The sequence below is a fragment of the Psychrobacter sp. 1176_08 genome (assembly GCF_052850615.1).
On the sequence record NZ_VXCU01000006.1, the window covers coordinates 42808 to 61472 of the forward strand.

General features: G+C 43.1%; 8 protein-coding genes. 6 read left to right on the forward strand and 2 right to left on the reverse strand.

Going from position 1 to position 18665, the window contains the following annotated elements; translation table 11 throughout:
- Positions 1–12 precede the first annotated feature (12 nt).
- Complete coding sequence (locus FW759_RS09045; protein ID WP_446442784.1) at positions 13–5007, reverse strand: translocation/assembly module TamB domain-containing protein; 4995 nt, start codon at positions 5005–5007, stop codon at positions 13–15.
- Between the two features lie 69 nt (positions 5008–5076).
- Positions 5077–8601, reverse strand: coding sequence for a BamA/TamA family outer membrane protein (locus FW759_RS09050; protein WP_446442785.1), 3525 nt, complete (start codon positions 8599–8601; stop codon positions 5077–5079).
- Between the two features lie 442 nt (positions 8602–9043).
- Between FW759_RS09050 and FW759_RS09055 the strand changes: the two genes are divergently transcribed.
- The 6 genes from FW759_RS09055 (at position 9044) to cydB (ending at position 18595) form a co-directional block, all read left to right on the forward strand.
- Positions 9044–10375, forward strand: coding sequence for an MFS transporter (locus FW759_RS09055; RefSeq protein WP_446442786.1), 1332 nt, complete (start codon positions 9044–9046; stop codon positions 10373–10375).
- Positions 10376–10633: 258 nt separating this feature from the next.
- The gene (gene coq7, locus FW759_RS09060) at positions 10634–11278 is read left to right on the forward strand and encodes a 2-polyprenyl-3-methyl-6-methoxy-1,4-benzoquinone monooxygenase (protein WP_446442787.1); all 645 of its coding nucleotides are present in this window, start codon (positions 10634–10636) and stop codon (positions 11276–11278) included.
- A gap of 224 nt (positions 11279–11502) precedes the next feature.
- Positions 11503–12672, forward strand: a complete 1170-nt coding sequence (locus FW759_RS09065) for a tetratricopeptide repeat protein (protein WP_446442788.1) — start codon at positions 11503–11505, stop codon at positions 12670–12672.
- A gap of 324 nt (positions 12673–12996) precedes the next feature.
- Complete coding sequence (locus FW759_RS09070) at positions 12997–15462, forward strand: esterase/lipase family protein (RefSeq protein ID WP_446442789.1); 2466 nt, start codon at positions 12997–12999, stop codon at positions 15460–15462.
- A gap of 626 nt (positions 15463–16088) precedes the next feature.
- Positions 16089–17579 (forward strand): cytochrome ubiquinol oxidase subunit I, encoded by a 1491-nt coding sequence (locus FW759_RS09075; protein ID WP_353671519.1) that lies wholly within the window; start codon positions 16089–16091, stop codon positions 17577–17579.
- The gene (gene cydB, locus FW759_RS09080) at positions 17579–18595 is read left to right on the forward strand and encodes a cytochrome d ubiquinol oxidase subunit II (protein ID WP_443570764.1); all 1017 of its coding nucleotides are present in this window, start codon (positions 17579–17581) and stop codon (positions 18593–18595) included. The genes FW759_RS09075 and cydB overlap by 1 nt, the downstream gene beginning before the upstream one ends.
- The last annotated feature ends 70 nt before the right edge of the window (positions 18596–18665 follow it).

Genomic DNA, 18665 nt, shown 5'->3' on the forward strand with positions numbered 1-18665 from the left:
TAAACCCAGACTCTAAAACTGCCAGCTATACACCACATCGACTACGTTTTCTACCGCTGAAGTCGCTTCGACATAGATACGACGAGTCAGCTGGTAACGAACCGACAGGCTATTTTGTGCATTGAACACACCGACACCATAGCGAATATATAGATCGGGAGACACATAACCTGTTACGTTGACATTGGTATCCTCACTGCTACCTGAGGCATCGACTGTCAGGCTTTGGAAACCAAAAGCTTGTCCAATTTGATTGGTTAAGTTACGCGTACCACCCAAACCAAAATTCAATCCAGCGGCTGCCAAATTGTTGGTAACTTGCGACTTAAATCCTTGCTCACTGATCTGTGTGGCGCTTCTATTATCAATTCGACCGGTTACTAGCGCATTCATCGCTTGCTGCTGGGTTAAACCTGCATTATTAAAGACAACAATATTTGGACTTTCAGTACTGCCTTTGACACGTACACCCACAGTCTTACCACTGATCTCTTTAACGGCTTCAATACTAAGATTTGGCTTCATGACATCGCCATTGAAGCGTACTTGGCCATAGTTAAGGTCTAAATTCTGACCAAAGATACCAACACTAGTACGACGTGATACTTGCACCACACCCCTTGCACGCATGACACCCGTACCAGATTGAGTGATATTAATCGCGCCTGCCAATGGAATAACGGCACCAAAACCACGGAAGTTGATGTCATCGCCCAAATCAACACCAACATCAGCATTGATGGACCAAGGTTTTGAGACAGCCAATACGTCATTAATATTACCAATCAAACGACGATCAAGTACAACGGCATCTTCGGTTTGTGTAATGATATCTTCACTGGCTTCTGGTGGACGAATAGTCGCTGAAGGCACAGTGACAGCGCCTTTAATATCGACATAACGATCAGTTGGACGTACGATAATATCGATATCAGGATTAATCTCAGCGACCAGTAACGGTGGCTGCGTGATTACCAAACGCTCTCCAACGACACTCAATTTGGCTTGTAGTTTTTGTTGCCAATTAACTGTGCCTGTTAAGGTGCCATTACCAGTACCACTTTTAAACGAGCCATCAATGGTTGCCTGTGTGCCGCGAATTTTGGCCTCAGTATTTATATTAGTCAAATTCACTGGCAAATCGAGCATCGCGATACGACCATTAGCAAGCTTTACATCACCGTAAAACTGCGGTGTATCTAATGTACCGCCAAGCCCACCTGCCATCGTGATATTGCCCTCAAGTACTCGCATACCTGGTAAGAAAGGTTTAAATATCGCTAAGTTAAGCTCATTTAGCACCAGTGCACCAGAGATTGGCTTAGGCGCTTTATAGGGGTCAACCACGACTTCAGCGTAGCCGCGAGCACCGCGGCCCGTATTGATGTCAGTACGTAGCTTGATACCCTCGGGGACTGATAAAGCAATAAGTGACACACGCTTGTAAGGTAAGGAGACAGGTGTGCTATCACCATCTTGGATTAAGCCGATTTTGCCATTATCCGAGTATAATGTCGTATTGATGGTTGGCGGACGACCCTTTTGCCAGCCGACAATAGCCTTACCGTTGATCTTGGCTTGCCAATCGATATCATTAGGTAAAAAGACAGAGAACAATGACGTATCTAGATTTTGCAAAGCGACATTGACTTCACCTTTATCTGGCGATGCCACTAAGTTTTCGCGTAAGCACAGCTTACCCGTTTGGTCAGAAGCTTGCCAACAATGGGCTGCCAGCTGCACTTTTAGGTCATTGTTTTTACCGTTCTGGTTATTAGGTAAATTCGCAATCAGTTGTGCTGGCTGTAACTGGTTTAAGGTTGCGTATTTGGACTTGATACGGCCTCGACCAATCACACCAGACCAGCTAAGGTTATTACGATCAAAACCGCCCTTAAGCCTTGAATTGATATCAAGTTGCTCATTGGCAACGCCAAGATCGACGACATGTGCCTGCTCAGTACCATTGAAGTTAACATTGAGGCGCTTAAAGCTTTGACCAGCCGCATCTAAACCTTCAGCCGTGATAATCAATTGGCTTGGACTATTTGCCAAGTTGACCAGCTTGCCGCGCACGCGTCCTTGACGTAAGACAAAACCTGGCAGTGCAAGACGCTCACCTACCAAATCAATATAGATGGTTGGTAACGCCTGTCCTGCTGGCTGCGCTAAAGTCGCACCGCCTGTGACTTTACCTGTCAGCTTATCTGAAAGCTGATGCAAACTGGTAATATTGATTTTTGCCTGTAACTGCTTGGCATTACCATTTGCTGTAATGTAATTATCACCCCAGCGCAGTACTAGATTGTCAGCATTTAAACTATCAATCAAGGCATTGACTTGTCTATATTGTGCTTGGGCGTCTTGTGTTTGAAGACGTTTGAAATAGCTTGCTAAGTCTTTTGGCAGACGCATTTTTGCTGCTAAGCTGCCTTTGGCACTCAGCGTCTGGCCTTTTAGCATACCTCTAAGATCAATCTGATCAACATTGATGGTTTGCTGCGTATCACTCCAACGACCGTCAGTATTAATGGTACCCGTGATAAGACTTGGCGTGTCTTTTAAGAAATATCCTAGGTTAAAGCGATCCATTACCGCATCAATATCCCAAGCAATACCTTGACGCACATCTACGGTGCCTTTGGCATCAATACTGCCTGCTGCGCCCACATGACGCAGACGTTTGATACGAATCAATTGCGCATCACCGCTAGCATCAATGGTCAACTTGCCTGCTGGTAGTTGCTCTGCATCTAGTATGCCATCGAAATTGACTGCAAAGCGCTGCAACTTGCCCACCGCATTTGCTTTGTTTTTGGGCGCAGTTTGCCATTCACCACTGGTTTTTAGATCACCCGTAATGATTGCTGGGTTATTAGGTAAGAAATAGCCCAAGTTAAACTGATCGAAGCGTCCATCAATGGTCCAGCCAATATTTTTGCGCAAATCGATAACGCCTTTGGCATTCACAGACCCTGCTTCACCATTGTAATTGACTTTGCGGATGCTGATAAGATTTGGTGTACCTGCCACATCGATAACAAGGCGTCCTTTCGGTACATCTGCCGTATCAATCTGTCCATTAAATCTTGCATCAAAGACAGATAGCTCACCATTAACGATATCGACACTGGCATCACCGCCACCTGTTATGCCAATAGTACGGCTATCTTGCGTGGCATCAAGCTGTGCCTGCAAATCCGTATTGTTTAAAGTAACAATATGGCGCTGACCACTTACGCCGCCTTTAGTAATATTCAATAGACGACCACGCGCACTGATGTTACCAGTCAAACGCTCAAGCGGTAAATCACTGCGATACTGTTTGGGCAATAGGCCATTAGTACGCGCATCAACTTGCCATGATAATGGACGGCGTTTGTTTGCCAGCTGAATTTGTCCAGTACCTGATAAATCGCCCACTATACCTGTATAGTTAAGACGGTTGATATCAATAACATCCCCAGCTTTACGCAGGCGAACATCATAGTTTCCTTTGGGTGCAGCGTTCAATTCATTGATAACTGCCTTGCCATCGACGGAGAGTCGTGACCCCTGAACAATGACATTTGCTTGTCCGCTTGGACTGTCAATGTTGCCGATATTGGGCACATTTCGACGGATGAGGTTCTCCCATCTTGCATCAATGTACCAAGGCGCAGCTTGTTTAGATTTCGCTGATGTCTTACCAGCGACTATATTGGCATTAAGGTGCTCACCATCTCGTTGACGCAAATCTGCATCAATCTGTGTATTACCAGAGGTATTCTGAAGCTGATAATGCAATGATAGTCTACCGTTAAGCTTTTGCGGTGCATACGCTTTAAAGTCAGCATATTCATTCGGAATGGCTTTACGAATATCGAAATTGCTACCAGTCGCTCGCAGTTTTGCATCAAAGCTGTTCTGCCAATCTAAAATACCCTGCAATATCAAATGACCAGCAGGAACTTCAGCATCCAAGCGATCAATACGTAACTGACTGTTTGCGATAATACCGCGACCTTGATAGTGACCAGACGGAATGTCTTTTGCTGTTAGCTCAGTATTGATTCGCAAGCGTATTTCTGAGACAACCCCTGTTGCAGTTGCTCTACCATTTTTTAGACGAATGTTCTGATCTTCGGCATAGGGAATTAAAATATCATCCCACTGCAATTTTGCCTGAAACGGCGAATCAGTATCCAGTCCTTGCACAACAAAATTACCGCTAACATCACTATCATTATAGCGGCTACGTACTTTACCGACTGTACGTTTTAGCGTTCCTGTTGCCGTAATATTGAGCGGGTCGATATAGGCTTTTTCTAAGGCACTGACTTCTGCAATGGCACTCAAGTCCAGCGGATAATCACCTTGTAAATCAATATCACCTTGCAATGCACTGATTTTAACTATATCGCCATAGCGTAAATCACCACGTCCAACCGTCACCTTACTACCCACCCATGTCAAATCACGGGCAGCAATATCATGAACAATAATGGGGTCTTTAGTCACTTGCTTATAGATAACTTTTTTAATGTTAGCTTGATCAAAACGCAAGTTCACTGGCAACTGCAAGGTCTTATAGTCGAACGGCTCGCCTGTTGGCGGCTTATTATTGAGAATCTCAATGGTTTGTATGTCTGCATCACGCAAATGCACTTCTTTGGCAAACACAGCACGCCAACCAATCTTGACATAGGCTTTATCGATCAGTATTTCAAGATCTTCAGTCGCGTCGATATCGATGTCCGTAATCCAAATACCATCACGTAAGTTACCGCGCCCGTACTTAAACTTGATTCCTGTCTCGGCACTGATTTTGTCTAATACAAATTTGGTACCTGAATCGGTGCCTACCGCATAGAAGAAGACCGCAAACATAATCACTAATACGATTAAGATCAGCACCAGTAGCTTGAGTAAAAAAGACAGCGGATACCAACGTTTGACTGCACGAGCATCGCGCTGTGCTGGATCTTCATCTGGTGAGTTATTAGGCGGGGTATTATTTGTCAGCATGACACTCAACTACGTTAAAGAATGATTACCAGCAATTGGCACGATAAATAAAAAAACCACTAAATCCAATTATAAGGGCGAGCCAATAAAGAAATGCAGCCTGACTGGGATGCTATCTTCTGTCACCCCAGCTGCCACATCGACTCTGACCACGCCAATGGGTGATGCCCAGCGAACCCCAACACCAACACCAACTTTTGTCTCAGTATCAAAATTCTTATCATAGGCATTACCTACATCAGTGAAAAATGCACCACGAAAGCCAGGTCTGAATTCATAATTGTACTCTGCACTACCCACTGCGAGAATCTGTCCCCCCGTTAGATAGCCTTTATCAATCGGAGATAAACTTTCATAGTCGTAGCCTCGGATACTCTGATCGCCACCTGCAAAGAAGCGAAGTTTATAAGGCACATCATAAAAATCATCCGCCCAAATGTAGCCTGTGTTTAGACTACCTAGTACCTGATGCTTTTTGTCTTCGCCAAAGCTATAAATACCACTGACCCCTGCACGCGCGATTGCCAAATCAGTATCACTAAAGGCGCTCTCTGTTCCAGCTTCAAGTGAGTAATACTGGCGTATACCACGCGTTGGATTGGTCGCATTATCAACACTGGTTTTATTAATACCATAGCCAAATAGCAATGCTTTTTGCTTAGGGCTAGAAGAAGTAAAACGTATGGGAAGATCGTCCAACTTAGTATCATCAACGCCTGTTTCAAGCTCATCCAAACGATAGCGCACAGAGTAGCTACTATTCCAGCCTTCTTCACGACGGATATTGCGGTTCAATGCTGCTTTTAGTGTGCGAGTAGATAGATCAAAGTTACCTTCGCCTTGATCGATTACCTCTTCTTCATACGTGAGGCGTCCTTCCAACTTGTCATTGAGTGGATGCTTCCAAGGTCGACTGGCGTAAACGCCTATATTTTTATTAATTCTTGAGACTTCAGTTTCTGCTCCCGCCTGATAACCTTGACGGTTCAATAAGTTGTAATCTATTTTTGCCGTTGCTCGTACGCCTGTATCTGTGCCATAACCAAGACCAACTTGAGCATCCCGAGGCTTACTGGAAGATACGAAAACATACAGCGGTACTTTTTTGCTTTCTAAAACATCTTGCGGGGTTTTGCGTCCTGCTAGTGTTGGTGGCACAAAATTTTCATCTGCAAGAATACTTTTTTCATCAGGGAATATTTTTTGAGCCACATTACTGATTGAATCACTGATTTTGCCTAACAGATTCTGCGCTTCTTGATCTTTTTCATCTAATACACGATCATCTGGTAAGTTGCTCAAGCGTTCTGCTTTTCGTCTAATGGCTTGCAGTTTGTCTAGTGTTTCTTCATCCGCCTCAAACTCGAGGGTAGCAATATCAGCTGGGTTCACTGTATCGCCACTGTTGGCACTAGTATCGCTTTGGCTTGCTGTGCCAACCTCATCCGAATCAACAGAAGTGCTGGCATTGTCTTGACTGATATTACGCGAATTATTGGCTGCTGCTAAGGTTTCTGTACCATTGGTATTATCAGCATTTATAGCGACAGCGCTTGTTGTCCCATCACTATTGATATCACCATCTAGTGCTTCATTATCGGTGTTTGGCGCATTGCTAAATGCCAATGTGCTGGCTTCACTGCGTTCATTTGGCGGCAGTATTGATTCGACGTTGACCGTATTAAAGTAACGTGTGGCTGACAAATCGTTGCTGAACTTAGTCACATCTGGACGATAAAACGGATCGCCAGGCTTGAATTCAAACAGCTGCTGTAATAATGACAATTCGACAGGTAGCTTATCTGGATCTTGAGTCAGCGTGTTCGTTTCTGCATCATAGGTAAAGAACACCACATCATCAAACTCATAACGATCGCCAGTATTGTAGATTAAAGAGATATCTGCTGTATTATCAGGCAAGATAATATCGACAGACTTGTTTAACCAATATTGATCAAAATACCCATAGGTATTGCTCAGCGACTCAAGCGCAGCTTTGCTGTTTTGATACACACGATGATTAAAAATATCGCCTTCTTGTGGGGGCAGCTCTTTTTCAAACTCAATAAACTCTTTTTGTTCACGGCCTTCACCGCGAATCTCAACAATGCGACTATCCACGCGCACAGGTTCGCCCAATTCATCGATAATGACATCTATCGTATCGGCATTGGGCTGGCGTAAACGCAAGGTAACATCATAATATCCAACAGCTTTGGCAGCATCTAACGCTGTTTCACGTAACCGAGGCAAGGCGGCTGTAAAGTCGACCACTGATTGTACTGTTGTATCATCAAGCGCTGCTTTGATGTTTTTCATAGGCTGAATATCATTATCTGCCTTGACTACTTTCGATGTGTTATCCACCGTACCATCAGGCGCTGCTTGACTCATATAAATCGTGGTGTCTACGTGTGGTAATGTTATGGCACCACTATTAAACAAACGGTTATAAAGGCGTTTGACGATATTTCCTCTGTTACGAGCTAAAGGCTTGGGTTTGTCCGCTTGCTCGATGCTTTGGCTAATCGCCTGATCTTCTGTTTGATAATCTGGCAAGTAATCATCAGGATTTATAATATCTGATGATGAGGTGCTCTCTGCACCAGTGACACCACCTGCTGCAACGATACCTTCACTCGTTCCTTCCTCATCTCTACTACTGACAGCATCGCTTACATCGATCGGGCGTGACATAACCTCAGACGTTTCGGCTTGCTCAGCTGCTGTCTCATTTCGACCTAACGTATCGAGGTTATTAGGTATGGGCAGACTGTTCGCATCCAGTTCCGCATCTAAGCCAATTGGTGGAGTAGTATCTGCCAACGTTGCAATTGGTCCATCAAAATCACTGTCATTGCTGCTGATAGTATTGCTGTTATTGTTAAGGCTATTACTATTGTTTATATCATCAACGTCTTGTGTATTTTGTAGATCCATCGCAGCCAGCTCACGATCAATCTGCTCAGGTGTCATCATCTGATAACCCTGTTGTTGTATCGTTGCGGCTTGTTGTGCTAAATCGTCATTGGCATTGTCAGACAGATCAAGATTGCTATCCACATTTTCTGCATAATTCATATTCGTCTGAGAGTTAGACGTGTTTGGAGACTGAGTATTTGGGTTTTGCGTGGTTTCAGTTTTTGAATCTGATTTTTTGGCACCGAGACTTTGTTCGGCGTAATCATCCAATACAGATTGCTCGATGATGCCTTGTTCTACTGCCTTCTTTAGGCGTAATGCATCTAAAGCCATATTAAGCTGATCATCCTCTTGCTCAGTGTTGCCTTCTACTAAGCTGGATGCTTTATCAGCCATGGCTTGATCAGTAATAGATTGATTATCAATTGTTGTACTATCTGTGGTATCAGCAAATGCTATAGGCACAATTCCAAAACCGACTAGGCTGGTTGCTAATGCTGTAAAAAGTGCGGAACGTCTAAAATAAATACGTGGGACATTATTATGCGTATCGTTCATCGTCTTTTGAAAATTCTCTTGATGGCTGTGGTTGCTAATATCATCCTGTGTGTTGACAGTAACACGCTGCATGATTGATACGTTGCGCGATGGCGTTGAAGGCTGATGTTTCATGTTCGGTTCCTATCACCTCACGCGGCACAATATTATTAGCGATAATAATCGCCAAGTCTTACCGGTGGATAAACGTCAAGCAGTTGATGAAAATGATGGTGACTATCTTACCTAACTTGGATAATGATAGCCTAAAAGACAGACTTTAGTCTTGTTTTGTACTTACTAAGAGTTAAAATTGGGTAATAGTGAACCTTTAGCATCACTCACACTTTATAATGCAACGATGCGAAATTTACAAATCATAACTTAGTTAATTATGAAATCATAGCATAGGCTGCATGTATTTTTTCTAAAGCCTTGCTATTATACTTCCTAATATTGACAAAACCTATGCTACATTCAAATAAGTTTTTGATAATATTGACAATTAACTTTATCTCAAAAATTATGTTTGACGTTTTTTCACTCAATCAGCCGCGACCTATCTGCAGGAACCTCCATGGCAAATCAGTTTCAACTGTTTAAGCATCGCCGTTTTAACGCTATGTTTTTTACCCAATTTTTGGGCGCGTTTAATGACAACATTTTTAAACAAGCACTCATACTGGTTCTGACCTATACCGCTGCTAGTCAGTTAGGAATGGAAGTAAGCATTTTAAATAACTTGGCCGCTATGTTATTTATTTTGCCCTATTTTTTATTTTCAGCACTGGCGGGACAAATTGCCGATAAGTTCGAAAAGTCAAAACTCACGCAATTTATTAAATTGTTGGAATTAGTGATTATGGCAATTGCTGCGGTTGGCTTCGTTTTTGAGTGGTATGCGCTGTTATTTGTGGCGCTGTTTTTAATGGGTACACATTCGACTTTTTTTGGACCAATTAAGTACGCCTATTTGCCACAAGCGATGAAAGAAGATGAGTTAGTTGGCGCCAATGGGCTGTTTCAAATGGGTACATCGCTTGCCATTCTTTTGGGCATGATTATCGCGGGTGTGTTAACTCAGCTATCACAATCGCTATACTGGATTAGCGTCACTGTATTGATTGTCGCTGTTCTGGGTTATTTGGCTGCGCGATATATTCCTACTATGCCTGCGATGCAGCCCAATCTAAACATCAACTGGAACATCATCACCACCAGCTTATCAACGATTCGCTACTTATACTCATTGCCTTTTTTATTCTTTGTCATCCTTGGTAATAGCTGGTTTTGGTTTTATGGAGCCACATTTTTGACGCAAACCCCAGAGTTTAGCAAGGTCATTTTGCAAGGCGATGAGTCAGTGGTTATTTTCTTATTAACCCTGTTTTCTGTCGGCGTTTCAATTGGTTCACTATTGTGTAAATCATTGACCAAAAATCAGGTCAGTCTACGTCTACTGCCTTTTGGCATTGCAGGTCTCAGTATTTTCGCCATTGATTTGTATTTTTCGCTTTCAAGCCTGAATATTGATGTTAATAATAGCGCTTTACTCAGTATTCGCGATTTATTTGGACTCAATGGTAGCTGGCGTGTGTTTGCAGACCTGTTCTTTTTAGGGTTTAGTGGTGGTTTGTATATCGTACCTTTATATGCTTCTATGCAAGCATATGCCCCTAAAAGCCATCGTGCTCGTATTGTAGGTGCAAATAACATATTTAATGCCATCTTTATGGTGACCTCAGCCATTTTTGCGATTGTTATTTTGAACGCCTTGGGCTTAACATTACCACAGCTCTTCTTAGTGACAGGCTTACTGAACATTGCCTTTGGTGCGTTTTTGTATGTCAAGCTCAACAAACACATCAAAGATGCCGTTATTCAAACAAATGATGTGGTCAGCTTATAATATTAAAGTGAGAGATGAAAAGCTTGTATCCCTGAGACATACAAATAAGCATCATTTCTGTTGCATGAGTAAATTGTGAAGGCACTAATATTTGTGCTGATAATTTGGATTATTTGCTATAGTAAAAAACATGCCATCATGATTAGAATCATCCCAAAAAAGAAGCAGATAATTCTATTTTATTGGTGACACCTTATCGATAGAATGTATTTATACTACCTTAAGCCTTACAGTACTTTAAGCCATCAGGAGTGAATTATGGCCCCGCGTCCCTTATCCAAAATCGATCATTTATTACTTGGGGTCGACAAGGCATTACGAGCTGTCGTGCCCAATTCCAATCCTAGTACCCGTCCGTTACCTGTAAGCAGTGATGATATTCCTGAGCTTACGATCACAGAAGCACGCCATGTCGCAGGTTTGATGCGTATCAATCATACAGGCGAAGTCTGTGCGCAAGGGCTATATCATGGGCAAGCGTTTACTGCTAAAGACGAAGGCGTCAAACAAGCCATGCAACACTCAGCCGAAGAAGAAGTCGATCATCTGGTTTGGTGTGAGACTCGTCTAAATGAATTGGGCAGTCATCCCAGTGTCTTTACGCCATTATGGTATGGCATGTCCTTTGGTCTTGGAGCGGTGGCAGGCGCCATCTCTAATGAGTTCAGTTTGGGGTTTGTCGCTGAAACGGAAGCACAAGTGAGTGAACACCTGCAAGATCATATCAAGCAGTTGCCTGAACACGATCAGCGCTCAAAAGAGATACTGGCCCAGATGGACCTTGAAGAGTTGCACCATCGTGAGTTAGCACTGACAAGTGGCGGTGCAGCATTATCACCACCCGTTCGTCAGACCATGCGCTGGATGGCGAATCGCATGAAAGCCACTGCTTATCATTTGTAACGTTCAGATAGCTTTTATCGTCGTTAATATAGTAAGCACGATTAGTGATGTATAGTGTTAGCGATAAACCCCAACTTGGTTAATTCTCACCATTAACAATCCTACTACTGATAGCGTTGAGTCTAATTTGGTAGGGTATTAAAAATTTGTACGATTTTGCCTCACAGACATAACCCAATTGCCATCCATTTGCTCAACCATGAATAATTAAGGTAACGATTTTTATGAAAGCCAACCACCAATCGACTCTATCTAGCCGCTTGCCAGCCAAGTCACCTAAGCTTGCTACCTTGACAGCACTAGCGGCTGCTTGTGCAATGATGCTATCAGCACCTGTTAATGCTGCTGAAACGGATACCGCTGCTGCGTCTGCGACCAGTACCTCTGTACCTAGTGCTATGGACTCAAGCAAACGAGTCATTCGTCTTGCACGGCCCAACGCTACTGTCAGTGCTACGGCACCTAACACACAAACAGCCCCTCAACCAGACACATCAATGGACGCTGTAGCTACTACCATGCCGCTGAATACTGCTCAGCAAAATAGTAATCAACAAAATACTGTCCAACAAAATAATGCACCAATGAGTAGCGGCACTACACCAAGACCAGCGACGGCTGCAGGAGTTGCCGACTCTGAATTGACAGGTAATACTACTACTCGCGTATACACGCCAAGTCCAATGGTCGCAGCGGGTATTGACCTTCGTGGCGGTCAGCTTCCTAATATTCCAACACCACAAGTACAACTGTCTGACGTCAGCTTTGTCACTACTGTACTGATTCCTCAACAAAAGGGTCTTGGTACAGATAAACTAGATGTGAGTCTGCTTGATGCTTTCATTGCAGAAGCATCACCCAATGCGCGTCATTACCCACCAAACTTTCCTAATCGCACCCAGCGCTATAATACTCGTGAAAAAATTAAAGTATTGACTGAATGGATCGAGCCTTATGCCCAATCGCCAAATGCTTCTTACGATGTCTTGCTTCGTGCTGCCAAACTAAACGGTATGGGACGTAACCTAGATTTAGGCTCGGATTACACCATACGTGGCGGAAAATATGTTGATCGCGCTATCAAAATTCAACCTGATAGTGGTGAAGCTAACTTTTTATACGGCATGATGTTGTCAGAAGGCGGTGGATTCAAAGAAGGTCAAAAATATCTGGATAAAGCGGTGTCTTTGGGGTACACAGAAGCAGAGCAAAGCTTGGCACAGTCAGATGTACTAAGTGATCGTCGTGATAATGCATTGCAGCGTTTGCGTCGTCTTGCTGGAGAAAATCCAAACAATACCATCATTCCTCAACAAATTAAGCTGGTAGAGGAAGGTAAGTTCTATATTTGGGATATTCCTGCTCCTGACATCAATGTTAAACCAAATGTCTGATAACCCTATATAATCTAGGCTTGATATTGAGCGCCATTATTTTATGTCGATAGTAAGTTGATATAAAACGATGGTGCTTTTTTATGACTGTAAAATCCCCTTTCGTCTATATTTTCTTTACTTATTCCTTTATTTCTATACATATTATATTTGATTATCTAAATTCAAATAATAACAATAATTTGACTGTCTACTCTAAAAAATAGAATTAAGTTATCAAGCTTAAATAAAATAGTTTAATTCTAGAAGTTACGCTACACTCATTCTTATCATTATCTTGTGAAGTAATCGCATCCTCATGACTGACGTTTATTGGACTGACCTATGACTTTCGTTCGCTCTATCAAAAATATGGTGGCGCACACTAATAAGCAGCCTTTAACCATCACGTCAGTCGCTTTGATAGCCGTGGTTGCGCTTTTGCCTGCCTGTAGCACGGTGTCAGTGAATAAACAAACATCAGCGAAGACCATCACCGCACAGCGCGGCAATATCGTCACAGGTAAAAACCTAAGCAGTGACACAGCCTCAGCATTATTATCAGCAGGTCTTAATGAACAAGCCTGTATGCAGCAATTTGACTTATGCTTGACTCAGCTTACCGATAGTATTCTAAATCAACACTACCGCTCTGCCCTAGCGATTTTTGCAGAATTACATTATGCAAAAGCACGTCAGCTTGCTGACTCTCAGGATTGTCGCAATGCGCTTGCTCGTCCGCCACTCGACCCCTATTATGCCAATGCCCCTTTGAGCGAAGCGGATACTAAGACCCAAGAACAAAATACCAGTCGCTGTGTGGTCGATTATCAAGCTCGTCTATTTGACGCCATTAAGTCAAGTTATACCTATTTGTTTTATGACAGTTTGGCACATGACTTTGAAGGCGCTGACCAAGAAAAGAATGCCTATACGCCAAACCGTATTCCAAGTGATATCGACATTCAAACCCAAGATATCTATAACGCTGCCAGTAACGATGTTATTACCCAGCTTTATCGATCGACCAACGGCTCAGAGAAGCGAATGGGTGATGTTAAGGTAGACTACCTACCAACAACCGCCACCAATCTTATTGATGATAAACAAGCCGCTATCGCCAATCCTTCTCCGCTAAAAGGAAAGACGGTTGATCAAGTCAAAGTCATGAAAGTGCAAGTTGATGACTATGATCTTGGTATCTATTTGCCAAACGAAAATAACTATCTACAGAATGCACACAAGCAAACCTCTGCTTTAGCAGACCTAGTATCCACTTATGAGCTACGCCTCTCAGGCCTTAACTCCATTAGCAAGCGTCCAGGATTGGGTATCAGCTTAGTGGCGTCATTAGACGATCGCTATACCACGACGATCCGTCAATTATTGGTATCTTCATTATCAGGTCGATTGGCGAATGAAAAGAGTGATAACAGCGTAGACAACGCTGACCCAAGCACACGCATCTATCCTACAGGACACTTATTATTAACTGGATTGATTCAGCCAAGTGGTGATAGCGTGCTGGAGGTGTTGAGCAGTCGCAAGCTTGATATACACTTATATAACCCGTACCGAAGCGAAAGCGTTAATCTTTTAAACAATGACTATCCTCTAGCGGCTAACTTCTCTGCTGGCTATGGCTTGTGGCTGTCAGAAAATCAGCTAGATGGCGTTGGCTATTTAAACTTGATAACGCGTCAACCCGAAGAAAGGCTGCCTAAACTCTTCATGCTTGAGCCTTATGATCCTGATAAGCGTGTCTTGATTATGCTACATGGCTTGGCCTCTAGTCCGGCGACATGGGTGAACCTGACCAACGATATTCTGAATGATGACAAACTGCGTGATAACTACCAAGTTTGGCAGATATTTTATCCAACCAATCTACCTATTTTGGAAAATCGTTATCAAATTCAGCGTTTGATTGAAACTACTTATCAGCAAACTGACCCTAAAGGCCAAAATCGTGCTAGCGAAAATAGCGTCATCATCAGTCATAGTATGGGTGCTCTTATCGCTCGTATGATGCTCTCCGATGACAACTTGGCCAATAACTTAGATAAATTGGATGACGAAAACCTACTGTCTGGTAGCGAAAAACGTAGAATTCGCGATGCTCTCAAAGCGTCCTTTACAGAAAACAAGCTACAAGAGCGGTTTGAGCTTAAAGCATTACCGCAAGTGGACACAGCCGTCTTTTTATCCGCGCCTTTTCGCGGTACAGATTATGCAGATCGCTGGTTCACACGGGCGCTACGTCGCATTGTCTATCTACCCGTCGGCTTGGTAAAAACGGTCACGGATAACTTGGCTACGATTGCGACTCAAGGTGAATTGGCACAAAATCCATTGGGTGCTTTGTACTTACAAAATGGTGCCAGCCAACTAAGCGATAAGTCATCCTTTATACAACTGACTAAAGACATCGGTATCAATGACCGGATTACTTATCATTCCATTATTGCCAATAATGATGCCGATATCACTCAAGGCTTGGCGCAAATGCAGCCAAACGGTGCAAAAGTCGATCTGTCACAAGCGGTAGAGGAAGATACTACCGACGCTACAAGTGACATTGGCGATAGCTCAGCGATCCCTGCTGAGCCTCTTGTGGCTGCCGTCACGGTCAATAGCGATATAAGCCAGGCATTGACTGAACGCTTGTCAGACGGCATTGTCCCTTATACCAGTGCGCATCTAGAAGGGGCGACTTCTGAGACTATTATTAGTGGTGGTCATAGTATCCAAACCAATCCACAAACCATTTTGACCTTGAGACGCATTTTGCATAAGCAATTACAAGAATAGAGGCAATCTGCATTACATCGTCGATTATTCACAATGATTTAACTCTAGTAACTTATTAAAAAATAAGAGAGCCAGACTATAAAGCATGTCATTTGAATATTATTTTAAAGAATTGTTCTAGCGAAGCCGTATTTTATCTAAGAAAAAATCGTTATGAATATTAAAATAGTTGGTGATGATGTACGAATATCACTTCGTGATCAGTTATAGACATTTTTGACCATACTATCTATTTAGTAACCCCTTGTTATTGAATGGTATTTATTCAAGTTTTTGAGGATGATTTTAGTATTTTTAGATGACTGTTAGGTATGTAACTATGACATAGCTTAGCTTGCGTGTATATCTAGGTAAGCGCATAATATATCTCTAATACACGACAGCAAGATATTAATCCGTACGACAATACATTAATTTATAAGGATGTAAGTTATTCAATCCAACTAAACAGTTGTTAGCCTAGCTGCACTTTGTCTCTAATGTTGCTCGCTAGCCGACACTGAGCTACTGCTGTAATACTTGTCATTTTAGTCTACAGACAATTACGGACAGTTACTTAAGCGTTTTATGGAAGCTAGCGCTGTTCAGGTAACAGATAAGGGTAACCATTTATGTTCGCTACGTTTATGATTGACCAGCTTGATGCGCTATTACTCGCACGCATCCAGTTCGCTTTCGTTATCTCTTTCCATATCGTCTTTCCCGCTTTTTCCATCGGACTTGCCAGCTGGCTTACGGTGCTTGAATACCGTTGGTTAAAAACTGGCGATCCTATTTATGCTGAAGTCTATAAACACTGGGTAAAAATATTTGCCGTGGTATTTGGTTTAGGTGTGGTATCGGGCGTGGTCATGTCATACCAGTTCGGCACCAACTGGGCTGTGTTTTCTGATAAAGCGGGGAACGTCTTAGGTCCACTACTTGCCTATGAAGTGTTGACTGCGTTTTTCTTGGAAGCTTCTTTCCTCGGCATTATGCTATTCGGTTGGGGCCGCGTGAGTAAGCGCATGCATTTTGCCTCAACTGCCATTGTCGCTGTTGGTACGCTGATTTCAGGATTTTGGATTTTGGCTGCCAATAGCTTTATGCAAACGCCGCAGGGCTTTATGATGGGCGCAGATGGGTTGCTATACCCTACTGACTGGCTTGAAATCATATTCAACCCGTCATTTCCTTACCGCTACGCTCATATGATGACAGCCGCATTCTTAACGACCGCCTTTGTCGTTGGTGGTATCGGTGCTTACTATCTTCAATCTAAAAAACACACTGAGCACCGTCGTCATGGTCGTATCATGCTAGGTATGGCGATGATTATGGCAATTTTTGTGGCACCGGCTCAAGTACTCATCGGCGATGAGCATGGTCTAAATACATTAGAGCATCAACCTGCCAAAGTTGCAGCAATGGAAGGTATTTGGGAGGATGAGCGCGGAGCTGCTTTGCGTGTATTCGCTATTCCTGATCAGGAAAACCAAACCAATAAATATGAAGTAAAAATTCCTTATGTGACCGGCTTGATTCTTACCCATTCACTAGATGGCGAAGTTAAAGGCCTAAAAAACTGGGCACCTGAAGATCAACCTGTCGTTATTGTTGTCTTTTGGGCATTTCGTATCATGGTTGCTATTGGTATGTTAATGGTACTTGTCGGCCTGTTTAGTCTTTATAAATACTTTAAGAAGCAGCAATTTAGCCCTGATAGCGTCTGGTTTCACCGTGCATGGATGATGATGACGCCGCTTGGGTTTGTCGCTATATTGGCAGGCTGGTTTGTGACTGAAACAGGTCGTCAACCGTGGACAGTATATGGCGTTATTCGTACCGCTGAAAGTATGTCGCCAGTAGCTGCACAGCAAGTCGCAACGACACTCATTGGCTTTATCATATTGTACATTTTTGTATTTGGCGCTGGCAGCTTTTATATTTTGCGACTGATCGCGCAAGGGCCTAAGCCTTATGAAGATCCATCAGAAGATAACTTCTATGAGCATTCTGTCACAGAAGCGCAAGGTCGGGCTTTGAGCGGTGATAAAAATGCAGGCGAAAATACCAAAGACAATGATGAAGACATGAGTAAGCCTGCTGATGATGTCGATGATGGAGGGTTACGCTAATGTTTAACTTCGGTGATGTATTAGACTTACCCTTAATTTGGGGCGGACTTATCGTCCTTGCTGTTTTTATTTATGTACTGCTCGATGGCTTCGATTTGGGCTGCGGTATCTTGTTTCCATTTGCAGGTTCTGATAAAAACCGCAGCCGCATGATGAACTCAATCGCTCCATTTTGGGATGGTAATGAAACGTGGTTGGTATTGGGCGGGGGTGGTTTATTTGCCGCCTTCCCAGTTGCTTACGGTATCATCATGACGGGGCTTTATTTGCCCGTGACTGCTATGCTGTTTGGACTCATTATGCGCGGCGTCGCGTTTGAGTTCCGGTTTAAATCATCAGCACGTCGTCATGTGTGGGATACTTTCTTTTTTGTCGGTTCGGTCATTGCGACGTTCTCTCAAGGGATTATGCTTGGAGCGCTAGTACAAGGATTAGAAGCCAGTAACCGTCTCTATACAGGCGGTCCATTTGACTGGTTGACGCCTTTCTCCATCGTTTGTGGGTTTGCGATGATTATCGGCTATGCGCTGCTTGGCTCGACATGGCTCATCATAAAAACTGAGCATACATTGCAAGTTTGGGCACGTAAAGTATCAGGTTGGCTGCTTTCTGCCTTAGTAGTAGCCATGATTATCGTGACTGCGTTCATGTATTTTTCAGACATTGATGCACTCGAAGGCTGGTTTATGTTGCCAAGTATTTTATATCTTGCACCGATGCCTGTTATTGCGTTGTTGTTATTTTTCCTAATGCGTAAAGACTTAAAAACGGAACGTGAGTATCGTCCTTTCTTATTGACTGTAGCATTATTTTTGATGGGCTATATTGGGGTTTGTTTTGCCATATTCCCTTATATCGTACCGTATCAAATGACCATTTATGATGCGGCGGCGGCTGATACGTCGTTGTCCTTTATGTTAATTGGCGCGGTCATTATGCTACCGATTATTTTGAGTTATACCGCTTTTGCTTATTATACGTTTAAGGGTAAAACAGATCACAACCCAATGTATTAATCGTAAATAGCAACTTATGACAGGTCAGACTGATACTGTGGTTATTACTACTGTTGTAGGATAACCACAG

Coding starts and splice junctions, on each gene's coding strand:
- FW759_RS09045 (WP_446442784.1), bottom strand. CDS start 5,007: ATGCTGACAAATAATACCCCGCCTAATAACTCACCAGATGAAGATCCA.
- FW759_RS09075 (WP_353671519.1), top strand. CDS start 16,089: ATGATTGACCAGCTTGATGCGCTATTACTCGCACGCATCCAGTTCGCT.
- coq7 (WP_446442787.1), top strand. CDS start 10,634: ATGGCCCCGCGTCCCTTATCCAAAATCGATCATTTATTACTTGGGGTC.
- FW759_RS09050 (WP_446442785.1), bottom strand. CDS start 8,601: ATGAAACATCAGCCTTCAACGCCATCGCGCAACGTATCAATCATGCAG.
- FW759_RS09070 (WP_446442789.1), top strand. CDS start 12,997: ATGACTTTCGTTCGCTCTATCAAAAATATGGTGGCGCACACTAATAAG.
- FW759_RS09065 (WP_446442788.1), top strand. CDS start 11,503: ATGAAAGCCAACCACCAATCGACTCTATCTAGCCGCTTGCCAGCCAAG.
- FW759_RS09055 (WP_446442786.1), top strand. CDS start 9,044: ATGGCAAATCAGTTTCAACTGTTTAAGCATCGCCGTTTTAACGCTATG.
- cydB (WP_443570764.1), top strand. CDS start 17,579: ATGTTTAACTTCGGTGATGTATTAGACTTACCCTTAATTTGGGGCGGA.